15 protein-coding genes and 2 pseudogenes are annotated in these 15,595 nt (G+C 66.5%); 10 read left to right on the top strand and 7 right to left on the bottom strand.

Translation table 11 applies throughout. The features are described 5' to 3' along the window. Window positions 1-139: 139 nt before the first annotated feature. Window positions 140-1,417: an ATP-binding protein gene (locus BKH32_RS00585; protein WP_075248146.1), complete on the top strand. Its 1,278-nt coding sequence runs from the start codon at window positions 140-142 to the stop codon at window positions 1,415-1,417. Window positions 1,418-1,471: 54 nt separating this feature from the next. Beyond that, window positions 1,472-4,363, top strand: a complete 2,892-nt coding sequence (locus BKH32_RS00580; protein WP_081376637.1) for a cation-translocating P-type ATPase — start codon at window positions 1,472-1,474, stop codon at window positions 4,361-4,363. A 124-nt stretch (window positions 4,364-4,487) separates the two neighbouring features. Here BKH32_RS00580 and BKH32_RS13840 read toward each other — a convergent pair whose 3' ends face one another. Both BKH32_RS13840 and BKH32_RS00575 read right to left on the bottom strand, forming a co-directional pair. Then, on the bottom strand, window positions 4,488-4,646 hold the full coding sequence (locus tag BKH32_RS13840) for a hypothetical protein (RefSeq protein ID WP_009406747.1): 159 nt from the start codon (window positions 4,644-4,646) through the stop codon (window positions 4,488-4,490). Then, on the bottom strand, window positions 4,646-5,419 hold the full coding sequence (locus tag BKH32_RS00575) for a class E sortase (RefSeq protein WP_075248145.1): 774 nt from the start codon (window positions 5,417-5,419) through the stop codon (window positions 4,646-4,648). The genes BKH32_RS13840 and BKH32_RS00575 overlap by 1 nt, the downstream gene beginning before the upstream one ends. 193 nt (window positions 5,420-5,612) lie before the next feature. On the opposite strand from BKH32_RS00575, the gene BKH32_RS00570 reads away from it, so the two are divergent. Next, the gene (locus BKH32_RS00570) at window positions 5,613-6,128 is read left to right on the top strand and encodes a cell division protein CrgA (protein WP_075248144.1); all 516 of its coding nucleotides are present in this window, start codon (window positions 5,613-5,615) and stop codon (window positions 6,126-6,128) included. Window positions 6,129-6,583: 455 nt separating this feature from the next. Here BKH32_RS00570 and BKH32_RS00565 read toward each other — a convergent pair whose 3' ends face one another. Together BKH32_RS00565 and BKH32_RS00560 are read right to left on the bottom strand one after the other, a co-directional pair. Then, the gene (locus BKH32_RS00565; RefSeq protein WP_075248143.1) at window positions 6,584-7,438 is read right to left on the bottom strand and encodes a rhomboid family intramembrane serine protease; all 855 of its coding nucleotides are present in this window, start codon (window positions 7,436-7,438) and stop codon (window positions 6,584-6,586) included. 186 nt (window positions 7,439-7,624) lie between these two features. Beyond that, complete coding sequence (locus tag BKH32_RS00560) at window positions 7,625-8,146, bottom strand: peptidylprolyl isomerase (RefSeq protein ID WP_075248154.1); 522 nt, start codon at window positions 8,144-8,146, stop codon at window positions 7,625-7,627. Between the two features lie 177 nt (window positions 8,147-8,323). On the opposite strand from BKH32_RS00560, the gene BKH32_RS00555 reads away from it, so the two are divergent. After that, a complete protein-coding gene (locus BKH32_RS00555) occupies window positions 8,324-8,869 on the top strand; it encodes a hypothetical protein (RefSeq protein ID WP_075248142.1) in 546 nt (181 codons plus the stop codon). A 136-nt stretch (window positions 8,870-9,005) separates the two neighbouring features. On the opposite strand, the gene BKH32_RS00550 is transcribed toward BKH32_RS00555, so the two are convergent. Next, window positions 9,006-9,767, bottom strand: a complete 762-nt coding sequence (locus tag BKH32_RS00550; RefSeq protein ID WP_075248141.1) for a Rossmann-like domain-containing protein — start codon at window positions 9,765-9,767, stop codon at window positions 9,006-9,008. Window positions 9,768-10,319: 552 nt separating this feature from the next. On the opposite strand from BKH32_RS00550, the pseudogene BKH32_RS14650 reads away from it, so the two are divergent. The 6 genes and pseudogenes from BKH32_RS14650 to BKH32_RS00525 form a co-directional block, all read left to right on the top strand. Next, a pseudogene (locus BKH32_RS14650) lies at window positions 10,320-11,360 on the top strand (prealbumin-like fold domain-containing protein); the annotation flags it as partial. A gap of 124 nt (window positions 11,361-11,484) precedes the next feature. Next, window positions 11,485-11,592, top strand: a pseudogene (locus tag BKH32_RS14170) (helix-turn-helix domain-containing protein); the annotation flags it as partial. 117 nt (window positions 11,593-11,709) lie between these two features. Continuing rightward, window positions 11,710-12,027: a hypothetical protein gene (locus BKH32_RS14165; protein WP_256690192.1), complete on the top strand. Its 318-nt coding sequence runs from the start codon at window positions 11,710-11,712 to the stop codon at window positions 12,025-12,027. A 70-nt stretch (window positions 12,028-12,097) separates the two neighbouring features. Next, window positions 12,098-12,301 carry a PLD nuclease N-terminal domain-containing protein gene (locus tag BKH32_RS00535; protein ID WP_256690167.1) on the top strand — a complete coding sequence of 68 codons (204 nt, stop codon included), beginning with the start codon at window positions 12,098-12,100 and terminating at the stop codon, window positions 12,299-12,301. Continuing rightward, window positions 12,301-13,215, top strand: coding sequence for an ATP-binding cassette domain-containing protein (locus tag BKH32_RS00530; RefSeq protein ID WP_075248138.1), 915 nt, complete (start codon window positions 12,301-12,303; stop codon window positions 13,213-13,215). The genes BKH32_RS00535 and BKH32_RS00530 overlap by 1 nt, the downstream gene beginning before the upstream one ends. Then, the gene (locus BKH32_RS00525) at window positions 13,215-14,003 is read left to right on the top strand and encodes an ABC transporter (protein ID WP_075248137.1); all 789 of its coding nucleotides are present in this window, start codon (window positions 13,215-13,217) and stop codon (window positions 14,001-14,003) included. The genes BKH32_RS00530 and BKH32_RS00525 overlap by 1 nt, the downstream gene beginning before the upstream one ends. A 51-nt stretch (window positions 14,004-14,054) precedes the next feature. Here the strand turns inward: BKH32_RS00525 and BKH32_RS00520 are convergent, their stop codons facing one another. Next, window positions 14,055-14,903 (bottom strand): AraC family transcriptional regulator, encoded by an 849-nt coding sequence (locus BKH32_RS00520; RefSeq protein ID WP_075248136.1) that lies wholly within the window; start codon window positions 14,901-14,903, stop codon window positions 14,055-14,057. Beyond that, the gene (locus tag BKH32_RS00515; RefSeq protein ID WP_075248153.1) at window positions 14,900-15,349 is read right to left on the bottom strand and encodes a GyrI-like domain-containing protein; all 450 of its coding nucleotides are present in this window, start codon (window positions 15,347-15,349) and stop codon (window positions 14,900-14,902) included. Before BKH32_RS00515 ends, BKH32_RS00520 begins: the two co-directional genes overlap by 4 nt. Window positions 15,350-15,595: the final 246 nt, after the last annotated feature.

Below are 15,595 nucleotides of genomic sequence, written 5' to 3'. Positions count from 1 at the left end.
TTCCCCCACACGGATTCCGTCCTTGTGCGCGAGGCCGTTTCAACCTTCACACTCAAAACTCACCAAAGTTCACACTGAAATGGCTTCAACCTTCACACTGGGATAGAGTGAAGACACGCCTCCGTCGGCAAGGACATCCATGAAATCCAGCGACAGCAGCGACTACCTCCCCCGCGTTGCGGACCAGCAGCTGTCTGCGGCGTTGCGCACCTCCGGGGCCGTCCTCATCCAGGGCCCCAAGTGGTGCGGCAAGACCGCGACGGGCTCCCAGGCGGCTGCGAGCATCATCTACCTCCAGGACCCCGACCACAGCGCCGCCTACCTCCAACTGGCGGATCTCAAGCCCTCCGCACTTCTCGAGGGAGAGGTGCCGCGCCTGATCGACGAGTGGCAGATGGCTCCGCAGGTGTGGGACGCCGTGCGCTTCGCCATCGATCGCCGCCAGGCACGCGGCCAGTTCATCCTGACCGGTTCATCGACCCCTTCCGTTGAGCCCGCGCACTCCGGCGTCGGACGCATCAAGCGGCTGGTCATGCGCACCATGTCCTTGACCGAGTCCCTCGAGTCCAACCGAGCAGTCTCACTCACGGCACTCTTCGACGGCGATCATGACGCGGCGTCCCTGTCCGATCTGACGGTGGACGGCATCGCCCAGGCAATATGCCGTGGAGGGTGGCCCGAGGCAGTACGGGACCCGGACGACACCGAGGCCATCCAGTACGCTCGAAACTATGTCGACGCCCTGGTCGACTCGGACCTCTCGCGCGTCGACTCGGTCAACCGGTCGAGTCTGCGTATGCGGGCGCTTCTGCGAGCCTACGCCCGTAACCTCTCAACACAGGCCGCAGGTTCCACCCTGCGGGCCGACATGCAAGAGGATGAGCAGACCCTCTCGGTGAATGCACTGCGCCCCTACCTCGACCTGCTCTCGCGGTCCTTCGTCATTGAGGATCTTCCCGCCTGGAGCCCTTCACTGCGATCGCGCACCGCCATCCGGACCAGTCCGACGCGCCACTTCACTGATCCTTCCATCGCCGCCGCCGTCCTGAGGCTCACCCCGCAACGGTTGCTCCTTGATCCCAAGACCTTTGGACTACTGTTCGAGTCGTTGTGCGTCCGCGACCTGCGAATCTACAGCGGGGCGTTGGGAGGAGGCGTTTTCCACTACCGGGACCAGTCAGGTCTTGAGGCCGACGCCGTCATATCACTTGACGACGGACGATGGGCGCTCGTGGAGGTCAAGCTCGGCAGCGCCCAGATCGACGAGGCCGCCGCGAACCTGCGCAAGCTGGCTGACCGGGTCGACTCCAGGACCTTGGGAGAGCCCTCGTTCCTCATGGTGCTCACTGGTACGGCGACGGCCTATCGGCGCGACGACGGCGTTCTCGTCGTTCCCCTGGGCTGTCTCAGCCCGTAGATCTCTCCCAGGCCCGGCTTGTCAAAGCAATCCGCCGTTGATGGGATAGCGCCCATGCCCGCAGCACCCGCCATGGACACATCGTTCGATCCGGCCGGCACAGAGTCATCGACGCAGCCCCGCCCCTACTCCCGCCCGGCCGACGTCGTCGCCGCCGAGCTCGGCACCGACGCCTCCTGCGGCCTGAGCCGGCAGGTCGCGGCCGACCGTCTGGCCGCCGACGGCCCCAACGAGCTGCCCTCCAAGCCGCCGGCGCCCGCCTGGCTGCGCTTCCTGGGCCAGTTCAACGATCCGCTCGTCTACCTCCTGCTGGCCGCCATCGTCATCTCCACCATCGCCTGGGTCCTGGAGGGCGCCGAGGGCGTGCCGGTGGACTCCATCGTCATCGTCGCCGTCGTCACCCTCAACGCCATCCTCGGATTCGTCCAGGAGAACAAGGCCGCTGACGCCGTCGCCGCCCTGTCCGCCATGACCGAGGCGACCTCCACGGTGCTGCGCGACGGCGCGCGCCTGGTCATCCCCTCCTCCGAGCTCGTGGTCGGCGACGTCCTCGTCCTGGGCGAGGGCGACCAGGTCGGCGCCGATGCCCGCCTGGTCTCGGCCGCCGCCCTGCGCGTGGTGGAGTCCTCCCTCACCGGTGAGGCCGACGCGGTCACCAAGACCCCCGAGGCGGTCGGCGCCGACACCGACCTGGCCGACCGCACCTGCATGGTCTACCGGGGGACCTCCGTGGCCCAGGGGACGGGACGTGCCGTCGTCGTCGCCACCGGAGCCGACACCGAGATGGGCGCGATCGCGCAGATGCTCGACTCCGTCGAGGAGGAGAGCACGCCCCTGCAGAAGGAGATCCACGTGATCTCCACGATGCTGGGGATCGTCGTCGTCATCATCGCCGTCGTGGTTGTGGGAACCCTGCTGCTCCTGGCGCGGGATCGCACACCGGAGACGATCGTCCACGCCCTCCTGCTGGGGGTCTCGCTGGCAGTGGCCGCCGTGCCCGAGGGCCTGCCCGCGATCCTGTCGGTGGTCCTGGCCCTGGGCGTGCAGCGCATGGCCACCCACAAGGCCGTGGTCAAGAGGCTCACCAGCGTGGAGACCCTCGGCTCGGCCTCAGTCATCTGCTCGGACAAGACCGGCACCCTCACCCGCTCGGAGATGACTATCCAGGAGGTCGCCACGGCCTCGGGCACCTGCGTGGTCACCGGCATCGGGTACGTGCCCGACGGCGAGGTCGCCCCCGACGCCGACCACGACGGCCGCCCCGACGCCACCCCCCTCAGCGGGGCCCTGCGCGACGAGGTCACCGTGGTCCTCTCCGGCGGGACGCTGGCCTCCGACGCCGAGCTCAGCGCCGACGAGGACGTGTGGAGCGTCGTCGGCGACCCGACCGAGGGCGCCTTCCTGGTCGCGGAGAGGAAGCTCGGCACCGATGGCCGGCGCGAGGGCCGCTTCGAGCGCGTCGGCGAGATCCCCTTCACCTCCGAGCGCAAGATGATGTCGGTGCTGCTCACCGATACCGAGCACGGCACGATCATCATGTCCAAGGGCGCCCCGGACATCCTCATGGAGCACTGCGCGCAGATGCGCCTGGGCGAGGCCTCCGCCGAGCTGACCGGTCAGGCCCGGGCCCGGTTCGCCGAGCGCATCGCGGACATGTCGGGCCGGGCGCTACGCACCCTGGGGGTCGGCTACCGGCTCCTCACCGATGAGGAGGCCGCCCGCGTGCGCGAGACCGCCGCCGGCGACGGCGAGACGGACCTGTCGGACTTGGAGCGGGATCTGGTACTGGCCGGCGTCGTCGGCATCATCGACCCACCGCGCCCCGAGGCGGCCGTGGCCGTGGCCGAGGCGCACCGGGCGGGCGTGCGCGTCCTCATGATCACCGGCGACCACCCGGCCACCGCCGGACGCATCGCAGCGGACCTGGGCATCGTCGAAAGGGGCGCCCCGGTCCTCACCGGCCGAGAGCTGGAGAGGATGGACGACGACACCCTGTCCCGGGCCGTGGCCACCACCAGCGTGTACGCGCGCGTCGCCCCCGAGCACAAGATGCGGATCGTCCACGCCCTGAAGTCGCAGGGCCACACGGTCTCCATGACCGGCGACGGCGTCAACGACGCCCCGGCCCTGCGCGCTGCGGACATCGGCGTGGCCATGGGCGTCACCGGCACCCAAGTGACCAAGGAGGCCGCCACGATGGTCCTGGCGGACGACAACTTCGCCACCATCGTCGACGCCGTGCGCGAGGGCCGACGCATCTTCGACAACATCAAGAAGTTCCTGCGCTTCCTGCTGTCCTCCAACATGGGTGAGGTCCTCACGGTCTTCGGCGGCGTGGTGCTCTCGGGAGTCATCGGCCTGAGCGGGCACAGCGAGTCCGGCGTGGTCCTGCCGCTGCTGGCCACCCAGATCCTGTGGATCAACCTGGTCACCGACTCCGGACCGGCCCTGGCCATGGGCGTGGACCCCTCCGTGGAGGACGTCATGGCCCGCCCGCCGCGCAAGCCCACGCAACGAGTGGTCGACGGCGCCATGTGGAGCGGCGTGCTGCTGATCGGCATGGTCATGGCCGTCTCGACCCTGGCGACGCTGGACCTCTTCCTGCCCGGCGGCCTCATCGAGACCTCCCTGTCCACCGACGACCTGGACACCGCCCGCACGGCGGTCTTCTCCACGCTGGTCCTGGCCCAGTTGTTCAACACGCTCAACTCGCGCTCGGAGACGGTCAGCGCCTTCAGCCACCTCTTCGTCAACAAGTGGCTCTGGGGCGCGATCGGCCTGACCCTGGTGCTCCAGGTCGCCGTCGTGGAGGTGCCCTTCCTGCAGGCAGCCTTCTCGACGAGGTCGTTGGACCTGACCCACTGGGCGGTGGTCGTCGTCATGGCCTCCCTGGTCCTGTGGGTCGACGAGCTGCGCAAGCTCGTCAGGCGACTCATGAACCGCTGAGCAGTACGACACATGCGCACACGGCCGGGTCCCCAACCGCCTGGTGACGGTCGGGGACCCCTCGTTTTCGTTCCGCGTCGATGGCGGTCGATAGCGGCGAGGACCTGCGGCTTCCCGGTTGTGGTCAGCCGACGTCGGCGTTGCCGGACAGGTGCCAGGTGGCGTTGGCCCAGGGGAAGACGTACTGCATGAGCACGTAGACGACTCCGGCGATGAGGATGAGCGACTCAATGGCCTTGAGCCACGCGGGACCCGGCAGGTGCCGCCAGATGAAGCCGTACATCAGTTGACCCCCGGATCGTTGAGCACGGACTCCGGACGGCCCTCGGAGCGATCCATCCAGTACGCGAACTTCGCATGGACGATCCAGCGCTGGTCATTGCCGAACTCACCGGCGGTCGATCCGTGGCAGGTGGTCAGCGTGATGTACCGGTCGGTGGGCTGGGCGTCCGGCTGGTTGGGGACCGGGGCGATGACCTCGACCTGCTCGGGCTGGACCAGCTCGTGGCCGGTCACCTTGAACACGTACCAGGTCTTGGCGGTGGAGACGATGATCTCGTCGCCCTCCTGGAGCAGGTCGATGCGGCGGAAGGAGTTGCCGTAGGTGCGGCGGTGCCCGGCGATCGCGAAGTTGCCGAGCTCTCCGAGCTGCTGGGTGTTGGTGTAGTGGCCCGCCGCGGCCTGGTCCAGGACGTCGGATCCGGTGCCCTCCATGATGGGCATGTTGTTGTTGGTGACGCCGTACCACTTGGGGACGACGAGCATCCCGATGGTCTCGCCGTAGCCGACCTGCTCCATGACCGGCGGAGCATCGTAGTGCTTCGTGCCGGCCTTCTGAGGTGACTGGACCTGCTTCTGGTGGAACTGGGTGGCCACCGCCTGCGCACTGGCGTTGGCGTCAATGCCGGTCCACCACAGCTGCCAGCACAGGAAGAGGGCGACGACGAGGCCGGCGGTGATGAGCAGCTCACCGATTCCGGTCAAGGTGCCGTTGAAGATTCGGACAGCACGACTCTGGCCGGGTGCTCGGTGTCGCACAAGACCTCCTCCAGTCATCGCCCCTCCTCAGAACGGGACATCATCAGGCTAGCGGCCAGTCTAAGGGGGTACACCCCCCACATGACCAGCCGGAAGTGGTGGACTCATCACAGGGTGCACCGTGAGGAAGCTTCACAGCATGTCCTAGGCTAGGCCCAGATGTATTGCGGTGGTCTCATGCCACCATCCCCGACCAGTGAGGAGACCCAGGGTGGCCTTGGAGAAGAAGTCCACAACGGACGACGCCGACAAGAGCTCGGAGAAGGTCTCGAAGAAGAGCTCCGACAAGAACAGCGCGAAGAGCGCTGAGAAGGACAAGGGCTCGAAGAAGGACTCTGCCGCCTCTGAGAAGACGAAGAAGAAGAGCACGGCGGACAAGGGATCGAAGAAGAGCTCGTCGTCGAAGAAGAAGCACCCCGAGCGCTCCGGCAACCCGGCCAAGGCGGCCAAGGCCCTCGAGGAGGAGTCGCGCGCCGCGGCGAACCGGGTCTCGCGCACGCCCAAGAAGATCAAGGACACCGCCTCACCCCGCTGGTACGCCCCCACCATGGTGACGCTCCTGGTCATCGGGCTGCTGTGGGTTGTCGCCACCTACCTCTTCGGAGGCAGGTACCCGCTGCCCTACTTCGCCGAGCACCACGTCGGCGACTGGCTGTACAACGGCAACCTCTACATCGGCTTCCTCATCATGCTGTCGGGCTTCCTCGGTCTGCTGCGCTGGAAGTGACAGGTTTCAGACACTCACGCGAACAGGCATCCGCGTAGGCCCCCGAGCACCTGCTCGGGGGCCGTGTCGTGCCTGCTCACCCCTGAGGCCTCCGGGCCTCGTGACGTGTGAGGCACCGGCAGGGCGGGTTGAGCGGTCCTACGGGGCTGCCTCATCACACCACTGAGGCAGGCCGCCCCGAGGAGCGGCCCCGGGCTGGCACCGGGCTGACACCGTCGCAGGCTCCCGCAGCATCGCGCGCACGGACTGGGCCCACGACTCCTCCCTCCCCAGGTCGCCTGTGGATCCGTGGACAACCACCTCCCCACAACCCACGTCGACTTTCCCCAAGTGTGGACACGCCTGTGGATAACTACACGCTTGTGTTTCCACACCTGTGTCCACAGATGTGGATGAACCACAGCGGTGTTCTTTCAGACTTGTCATTCAGGCCCGTGCGCGGCGCGCAGAACGTCTCAGACGAGGAATGCCCGAAGCAGATTGAGCCCCACAAGGGCCACCGCCACCGCCGTGGTTCCGGCGATCCCCACGGCCTGCCGCTTGCCCCGAGGGGCCCAGGCGTAGATCGCCGAGACGATCCCTCCGACGAGAAGCCCACCGAGGTGCCCCTGCCAGGAGATGTTGGCACCCAGGAAGGAGATAACAGCATTGACCGCCACCAGCGCCACGATCCCCGAGGTGTCTCGCCCGAAGCGCCGCTGCACGATGAACATGGCGGAGAACAGGCCGAAGACCGCTCCCGAGGCACCCACCGTCAGCGTGAGCCAGGAATCCGAGCCCGGCCAGGAGAGCCAGTAGATCATCGTCGAGCCACCCAGGGCGCTGAGCAGGTACACGCTGGTGAAGCGCCACCGCCCGAGCACCGGCTCAAGAGCGCCGCCCAGCACCCACAGAGCCCACATGTTGAAGCCGAGGTGCATGTAGTTCGCGTGGAGGAAGGCGGTGGTCAGGAACCGCCAGGGCTCGTAGACGGCCAGTGCCGGCACGAATCCCAAGCGGAGCTCCATCGACTGCGCGTTCACCTCGGGGACGAGGACCTGAAGCGCGTAGACGACGACGCACAGACCGACGAGGATCTTGGTGACGAGGGCACCGGAGACCATGGTCCCGCCCAGCAGTGTGCGCGCCTGACGTCGACCGGCCTGAGCCTGACGAGCACAGTCCACACAGTGCACCCCCACGGAGCTGGGCACCTGGCAGGCGGGACAGGTGGGTCGGTCGCAGCGCTGGCAGCGCACGAAAGCCACGGTGTTCGGGTGGCGCGGGCATACCGGCGGCGCCTGCTGCGCGAATGAGTTCATCGAGGTCATCGGATACTCCTGTGCGGATGATCGGGACTGAGCGGGTTGGGCAGGTGGATCGGGTACGACGACGCCGCCGGGACCCGGGTCCCAGCGGCGTCACAGAGGCGAATCACACCCGATTGCGGTGGTTCGGTAGCAGTGCGGTGGCAGGCCCCTCATTGCTGAGCGACCGCCCCGTCCCCCTCCTGGGAACTACTCGGTGATGTCCACCGAGGTGATGATGACGTCCTGCAGCGGACGGTCACGCGGGTCGGTCTCCACACCGGAGATCGCATCGACGACGGCGCGGGAGGCCTCGTCGGTGACGGCGCCGAAGATCGTGTGCTTGCCCTGGAGCCACTCGGTGGGGGCGGTGGTGATGAAGAACTGCGAGCCGTTGGTGCCCTTGCCCAGGCGGCGACCGGCGTTGGCCATGGCCAGGACATAGGGGGCGGCGAAGGTCAGAGAGGCGTCGATCTCGTCGTCGAAGACGTAACCGGGTCCTCCGGTGCCGTCACCGAGCGGGTCGCCGCCCTGGATCATGAAACCGGGGATGACACGGTGGAAGATGACGTTGTCGTACAGCGGGGCGTGGGACTCCGCGCCGGTGCGAGGATCCGTCCACGCCTTCTGGCCGGTGGCCAGCCCCACGAAGTTGGAGACGGTCTCAGGAGCCTGCTCGGGGTAGAGCTCCAGGCGGATATCACCGAGGTTGGTGTGAAGAGTCGCTTCCATGAGTGCCATGGTGGCACGGTCCTGAGCCCATCGGCATGAACCCCCGAGCGGCGTGCGGCGCTGTTCACCCCAGGCAAAACGTCTGGACATCGTGTGGGCCAGGCCGCTCAAGGGTGCGACCATTGGTGCACGTCGCACAGCGACCGTCTGTATCCGTTTCCAACCTGGGAGGCAACCATGTCCTGCCTGATGAAGACATGCTGCGACAAGAAACTCGACACCACTCATCTGCGCAAGGAGGCAGCATCCTTCGCCGGGTCCGTTGTCGATCAGGCTGAGAAGGCAGCCCAGTGGGCGGCTCCGCACGTCAGCAAGGCCGCCGAGGGCGTGGCCCGCGCCGCCAAGGACGCACAGGAGCGTCTGGAGCCGGTGGTCCACGAGGCCCGTCACCGGGTTGTCGAGGACTACATCCCGCGTGCGCAGCGCGCCGCCGTGGCTGCCCAGGCTGCCGCGGGTACTGACGGTACTCTGACAGAGCGCGCCCAGCGCGTGGCTGTTGCCGCAAAGTCCGCCGCATTGGAGGTTCCCGTGAAGAAGCAGAAGAAGCACCGCGTGCTCAAGACCCTGGGTTGGCTCGCCGTCGCCGGCGCGGCCGCTGCCGGCGCCTACGTCGTGTGGCGTCGTAGCCAGCCGGTTGAGGACCCGTGGGCCGAGGAGTACTGGGCCGACTCCACCGAGGATGAGGCCGGCTACGGCATCAGCCCCGAGGAAGCTCAGGCCTGACGGCACCCTCTCCGCTCACGGCGGCGCCGCGCTGGATATGCCCCAGCGCGGCGCCGCCGTCGTTCCAGTCGTCATTCCACGGGCCTGGTGCGCGACCGGCCTGTGCCGGCCGGCCCCGGTGGCGGCGGCAACCGGATCAGGCCCGATGACGGTGAACCCGGAAGCCGGGACCGATATCGCCGGCCGGGACCATCTCAGCCAGGGAGGCGGGGTCGCCGAGCGACCTCGCCGCGACGAAACCGGTGATGGTGTCCACGTCGTAGTCGAGAAGCACCGGGTTGAGGGGTGTCGACGGACCCACCAGGACGGTGTGCGCCCCGCGGGAGAGCTCGATGAGACGCGGTGCGGTCTTGTTGACGAAGCTCGATGACGAGATGAAGACGACGTCGCACTCGGGCAGGACGTACTCGCAGGCGCTGTCCGGCCAGTCGCCGGGCTGAAGGTTGCGCTCGAGGCAGATGTACTCACCGGCACCGGCCAGGGCGGCCTCGGCGAAGGGGAAGTGCCCGACGACCGCGACCCTCTTACCGATGATCATCTCCCGGTAGGGGTCGAAGACCTGGCGCCAGGTCAGCCCCTCCCCGGTGGGCTCGAATCCGTTGGCCGCGGCCGTCTGCTCGCGTGAGTACCAGGAGTTGATGGCGGCCTGGCCGATGCTGGCCTCAGCCAGGTTCCAGGACTTCACCAAAGCGCCGACGTCGCGCAGCGGCCGTCCGTCGAGCGGCCCGTCCCCGCCGAGGGCCGGGCGGCTGCGCACATCCATGGTCCAGGCCGTGCCGACACCGCCGGCGGAGTTGAGGACGCGGCTCCACCGGGGTCCCTGGCCCGCCGTGCGCACGACGACGTCGTCAGGCAGTCCGTCGAGAAGCGCGTCGTAGATCTCCCATGGCTGTGACATGACCTCATCCTTTGCAACCGGGTGGTAACTGAGCCTGGCCTATCCTAAGCAGTCCCGTCCGACGGCGCAGCCCTCGACCCCAGCACCTCAGCGACTCCTCTCGGCATCACGTCAGCGCAGGCAGAACCAAGCACCGCTCTTCACACGACGAACCTGCACTATGACCGACTCGGAAGAATACCGATACGTCACTTTTTAACCGACGACGTCATTCGTCGATGACACTCAACCGTGATATTGCTTGCTGTTGAGTTACAGGAATCTCACTGTGTCGCTCTGCGGAATTCCGAATGCTACCGTAGCAAGGTCCACACCCCTAAAACTGAGGCAGCGCTTCATGCTTCGCTGATTCTTCGTCCGCTCACACCGGCGGGAACTGACGTCACCATGTCAAGCATCACGCCCGTCTCGCCAGAGACTGAGGCTTATTCACAGGGCTAGCCAACGCCGGCATCTGCGCATGTCACAGCACCTTTGAAGGATGCCGTGAATAAGCCTCACTGACCTTCCGGGGGATCAGGAAAATACACTCAGGTGATCGACTGGACCGAGATGACCAATACCTTGTCGGGAAAAGGCACGATGATCCTTCCCGACGGAAGTACCGGCGTGGTCTGGTCGACTCCAACACGGATCTCCGGCGATATGTGGCGCAGCAGTCGTTGCACCATCTCCAATGTGCGCACTACTGCCGTGGGAAAGAAGGACGCGGGCCTGCCCACCGACCGGGGCCTGAGTATCGGATACAAACCGGGTAGCTGGAGGGGAGACGGCCTGTCTCACTTTTACAACGACGGCACTAACTACACCGCCGGGGTTGCCAACAATCCCAGTATGACCTCATCGAACCTGCCTCAGGGCCAGACGGTGCTGTCGGAGTCCTCGTCGTCGCCCAAGTCCGCCGGGTACAAGGCCACCGTCTCCTGCGTCCCGCACCCGAACTCGGATATCAGGACTCCGTCGTCGCCCGTCAACGCCGCCTCCAAGACCCTGAATCTGGCCGCCGGCGAGTGGATGCAGTGCCCGATGGTCACCGGGCAGGTCATCTGGAGCAAGGTCGACGACGCCGGCAACCCCCTGGCGGGGACCGTCTTCACGCTGGCCTCGCCGGCGCTGAACGGCGGCCAGAAGGAGGTGACCGACTGCGCCACTGACAACGCCGGGACCGCCTGTCCCAAGAGCTCCATCGATCAGGATCCTCGGGCCGGGTACTTCAAGGTCGTGGGGCTCACCTGGGGCGAGTACTCCATCACTGAGACCCAGGCGCCGGCCGGCTACCACCTGTCCAGCACCACCCTGACCAAGACCCTGGACGGATCGGCGCCCGCCGCCAGCAGGGACGACAACACCCCCGCCCTCAACCTGGGTCAGGTCACCACCACCCGGGTCAAGGGGTCGGCCACCTGGACCAAGACCGATGAGCGCGGCAACCCCATCAAGGGCGCCCAGTGGTCACTGATCCCCTTGGACTCCAACGGCAGGCCCCACCCGGACCAGGCCCGCACCATCACCGACTGCGTGGGCACCTGCGCCCAGGGCGGCCTGGACACCGATGCGAACCCCGGCGCCTTCAAGCTGGCGGAGCTGGGTTACGGCTCCTACCGGCTCATTGAGACCAAGCCGCCGACCGGCTACATCCTGGACGCCACCCCCGCACCATCACCATCTCCGCACCCACCAATTTTGCTTTCAATATCGATACTGATACTGTTTGGGCATGGCCTCCTCCGCACTGCTGCACCCAGTTCGTCTGCGCATCATCCAGACACTGCTCGCCGACGGCGCCCTCACCCCTCATCAGCTTCATGCACACCTTGTCGACGTCCCCATCGCGACGCTCTACCGGCACATCAACCACCTCGCCTCGCACGGACTGATCGAGGTGGCCCAGGAGCGGCAGGTCCGGGGGACCAGTGAGAAGACCTATCGAGTCACCCCCGGAATGGCCAACCCGACCCCGCAGGACCTCAGCTCCTTGAGCCGCGAGGAGCTCATGACGGTGTTCACGGTCTTCACCACCGGACTCATCGGCGACTTCGCCGCGTACATCCGCGATGGCGATCGTCCTGATCTCACTGAGGACCGGGTGAACTTCACCCAGGCCAGCTTCTGGGCGACCCAGGCCGAGGTCGACACCCTCCTGGACAGTGTTTCTCAGGCCCTGCAGAACCTGCTGGGGAATCAGCCCGGAGGCGAGCGGCGGCGGCGGACGCTGACCACGGTCCTGATCCCACGGCCCGACGGCGAGCAGAGCGCCTGACCGCCACCACCCCCTCCCCACGCACCCCTCACCGAGAAAGCGAGCCGTCACCGTGAACGCTCCTGGTCATTTGGCCATCTGGATCCCCGTCATCGTCCTGGTCACCATCGTGGTTGTGGCATGTCTGATCGATATCATCAGACGCTCCCGCGTCAAGCACCTGCCCAAGGCGGCCTGGGCTCTCATCGTGGTGCTCGTCGTCCCCCTCGGAGCGGTCGCCTACCTGGCCCTGGGGCGGGGCAGGGGAACAACGCCGAGCGACGGGGACCTGTGATGCCTCCCGGCACCGCTCTGCGCGTCAGTCACCTGAGTCGGGTCTTCGCCAATGGAGCCGGGATCCATGACATCTGCTTGGAGGCCCTCGACCAGTCGGTGACGGCGGTCATCGGGCCCAACGGCGCCGGTAAGACGGTTCTGTTCAGTGTGGTCGCCGGACTGTGCCCGGCCGATGAGGGCGACGTCGAGGTCTCCGATGATCGGACGGTGGCCTACTGCCCGGATGTTCCTCAGTTCGAGTCGTGGCTGACGGCCACCGAGATCGTGGAGACCTCCTTGGCTCTCTCAGGCGCCTGCGGCGACATCAGTGTCCCCGAGGCGCTGGACCAGTGCGGGCTGGCCCGGGTGGCCAAGCGGCGGGTCGCCGACTTCTCCCGGGGGATGCTGCAGCGCCTGGGGATCGCGGCGGCACTTGTTCTGGACCCGGGTCTGCTGATCCTGGACGAGCCCAACAGCGCCCTGGATCCCGTCGGCCGCGCCGACGTGCGCCGTCTCATCCAGGAGCAGAAGCAGCATCGGAGCATCCTCCTGTCCAGCCATCTGCTCAGCGAGGTCGAGCAGCTGGCCGACCATGTCATCGTCATCAGTGAGGGGCGCGTCATCTCCCAGGGCACGACGGCGGATCTCCTCACCTCGGGTCGCGAGCCCTCCTGGACCCTCAGGTTCCTTCACCCCTGTGAGCCCGGCGAGCAGGCACGTCTGACCACGAGGCTGAATGAGGCGTTCCCCAGCGGTTCCTTCACCACACCGACCACAACGACGTGCACGGTCCGCTTCCCGAGCCTCAGCATGGGTACGGCCCTGCTTCCCCAGGTCATGGAGCAGGTGGACCTCCTCGTGCTCGAGGTGACGCTGACGGGTCGCGACCTCGACGCCTCCTTCGCCAGCCTCGTCACCGGACGGGAGTCCTGATGCCCGCTTCACCTCGGCTGGCCTCGGCCCACCCCATCCGAGCCTCCATCGCGAGCTCTCTCGTCGTCGAGCTGCGCCGGCTCACACGCTCCGGAATCGGTCTCGGGGTACTCGTGGCCTTCGCCTTCTTCGGCCTGTCCAGTCCGGCACTCGCGATCTACATGCCTGAGATTCTCGGCGCCGCAGCGAGCAGCGACCAGCTCACGATCTCGGCCTCGCAGGCCACACCGGCCGATGCCGTGTCCCTGTTCAACCAGTCCGCCATGCAGCTGGGCCTCATTGTGACGGTCGCGGTGGCGGTCACCTCGATCGGTTGGGACACGCGCCCGGGCTCCTCGATCTTCTACCGGACCCGGGTACGCCGGTTGAGCACCGTGCTGCTCCCGCGTCTTGCCGTCGACTGGCTCGTCGCATGGGCGACGTACTCGGGCGGCCTGTTCCTCACCGTCGTCGTGACTGCCGGTGCGATCGGACGCCCGCCTGCCGGAATGGTGGTCAGGACGTGGGTGGCCAGCGGCCTCTACATCGTCATGGCGATGAGCATCGGCCACCTGCTTGCGGCCGGCCTGCGCCGGACGACGACGGCGATCGCCCTGACCACACTCCTGGTCCTCGTCCTGCCGGTGATGAACCAGGTACCGGGAATGTCCCACTGGCTTCCCACCGCACTGCTCCTGCCGACGGGGCTGCATGCGATGCCGGTGATCGCAGCGCTGGCCGTCATCGCACTGTGCGCCGTCGGAAGCGTCCTCATCGCCAGCCGGCAGACGCTCCGGCGCGATGCCTAGCGGGGCTCGTGGGTCAGGACGTCCTTGATGGGCCGCATCAGACCGGATACCTCACAGGAGCGGCAGGAGGATGTCCGTGACGGCGTCGACAGGTGGAGTGGTCGCCGGATCGGTGAGGTACTCCTCGATGATCGGATGGTCTCGCGGCTCCTCGCCCGAGCTCGGCAGCCACTGACCGTAGAGCCACAGGTAGGCGGCGTGCATCGAGGAGTACGGGCCGATGTAACGCAGGATCGCGTACCGGCCGGCCGGCACCACCCTCTCTGCAAGACCGTGGGGAATCTTCATACCGGGGTCGACGATGGTTCCAGCCGCCGAGCGCAGATCAGCCGGGGGAACGGCGTCGGGATCGTCCTCATAGATGGCAACCATCAGACTCCCGGAACCCACACGGTCTCTGACTCGGCTGAAGGCCCGGCCGATATCCATGTAGGAACCGCGGTGCTCGGATAACGCAAGTCGATAGCCGCGGCGAGTCTCCACCCGTACCACCCACCCCGGGTCCTCTCTCACCGACGACGTCGATCCCGAACCACAACTCGTCACCGGTGAGTCGATCGACGCCGGGCGTCCACCGATGCGGAATCGGCTGGGAGTCGTCCTATAGGAGCGGAGAAAGGCTCGACTGAACACTTCGGTGCCGGTGAACCCGGCTTTCCAGGCGATCCGTTCCACCGGCCACGAGGTCTCTGTGAGCATGGCGGCAGCCCGCTCCAGGCGGAGACGGCGTACGGTCTGAGCGGCCGTCTCCCCGCGCACCGCTCGGTAGATGCGGTGCCAGTGATAGCGGGAGAACCCTGAGACGTGAGCGAGAGTCTCCAGGCTGAGGTCCTCGTCGAGATGCGCGTAGATGTAGTCGGTGACAGCGTCGAGTTGGCGTTGGTACTGCTCAGCCCTCATGTGTCCGAAAGGATCCCGATGGACAGGTGAATCAAGCCGTCCGGAGCGTAGTACTCGTAGTCAGCACGATAGTCACGGGTCAGGTCCTTGCGGGCCCAGACATCCACCCACGCGTCATAGACACTCTCCGGCCGAGCATCAGCCAGCGTGACGATATCGCGAGTGGAGTTCGGGATCGTCACGGTCACCTGGCCAGAGGGAACCGGACCTCCAGCCTCGATGCGCCTGCCGATGACGAGGGTGTAGACGCCCTCGACATCATCGCCGGGAGTCTCGTAGTCGGTGTAGACCGCATAGATGCCGGGGCCGACGCCCGACTTCTCGGGTGCGAGGAGCCCAGCGTCGGCAGCGGCCCGCCAGTGAGGGGGAATGGTACGGGCCGCTTCTCGGTTCGATGTCCGAAGAGGCAGGCCAACGACGTCGAAGGAGCCAATCGTTTCTCTCATGCACACCATGATGCTCATATGGCGCCCCGAGCTCACTGACGATTCTTGCGGACCTGGACGGGTCGTCAGTCCTGTGAGTGGGTCAGAAGTGTCCAAATCGGTGACAAAGGCTTGGATCATCGCCGGCGATAAGGAGTGAAACCGCATGATTCCAAGGTTCTCGTTCACACAGTCTGGTGATCTTCGGTCCTTTGTCACCGATTTGGACACCAACGAGCAGATTCCCCCTAGGGCCTGTTGCGGAAG

Source organism: Actinomyces oris, assembly GCF_001929375.1.
Taxonomy (GTDB): Bacteria; Actinomycetota; Actinomycetes; order Actinomycetales; family Actinomycetaceae; genus Actinomyces; species Actinomyces oris_B.
The sequence above is the reverse complement of the archived record's forward strand: the minus strand, read 5'-3'. Positions and strand labels throughout refer to the sequence as shown.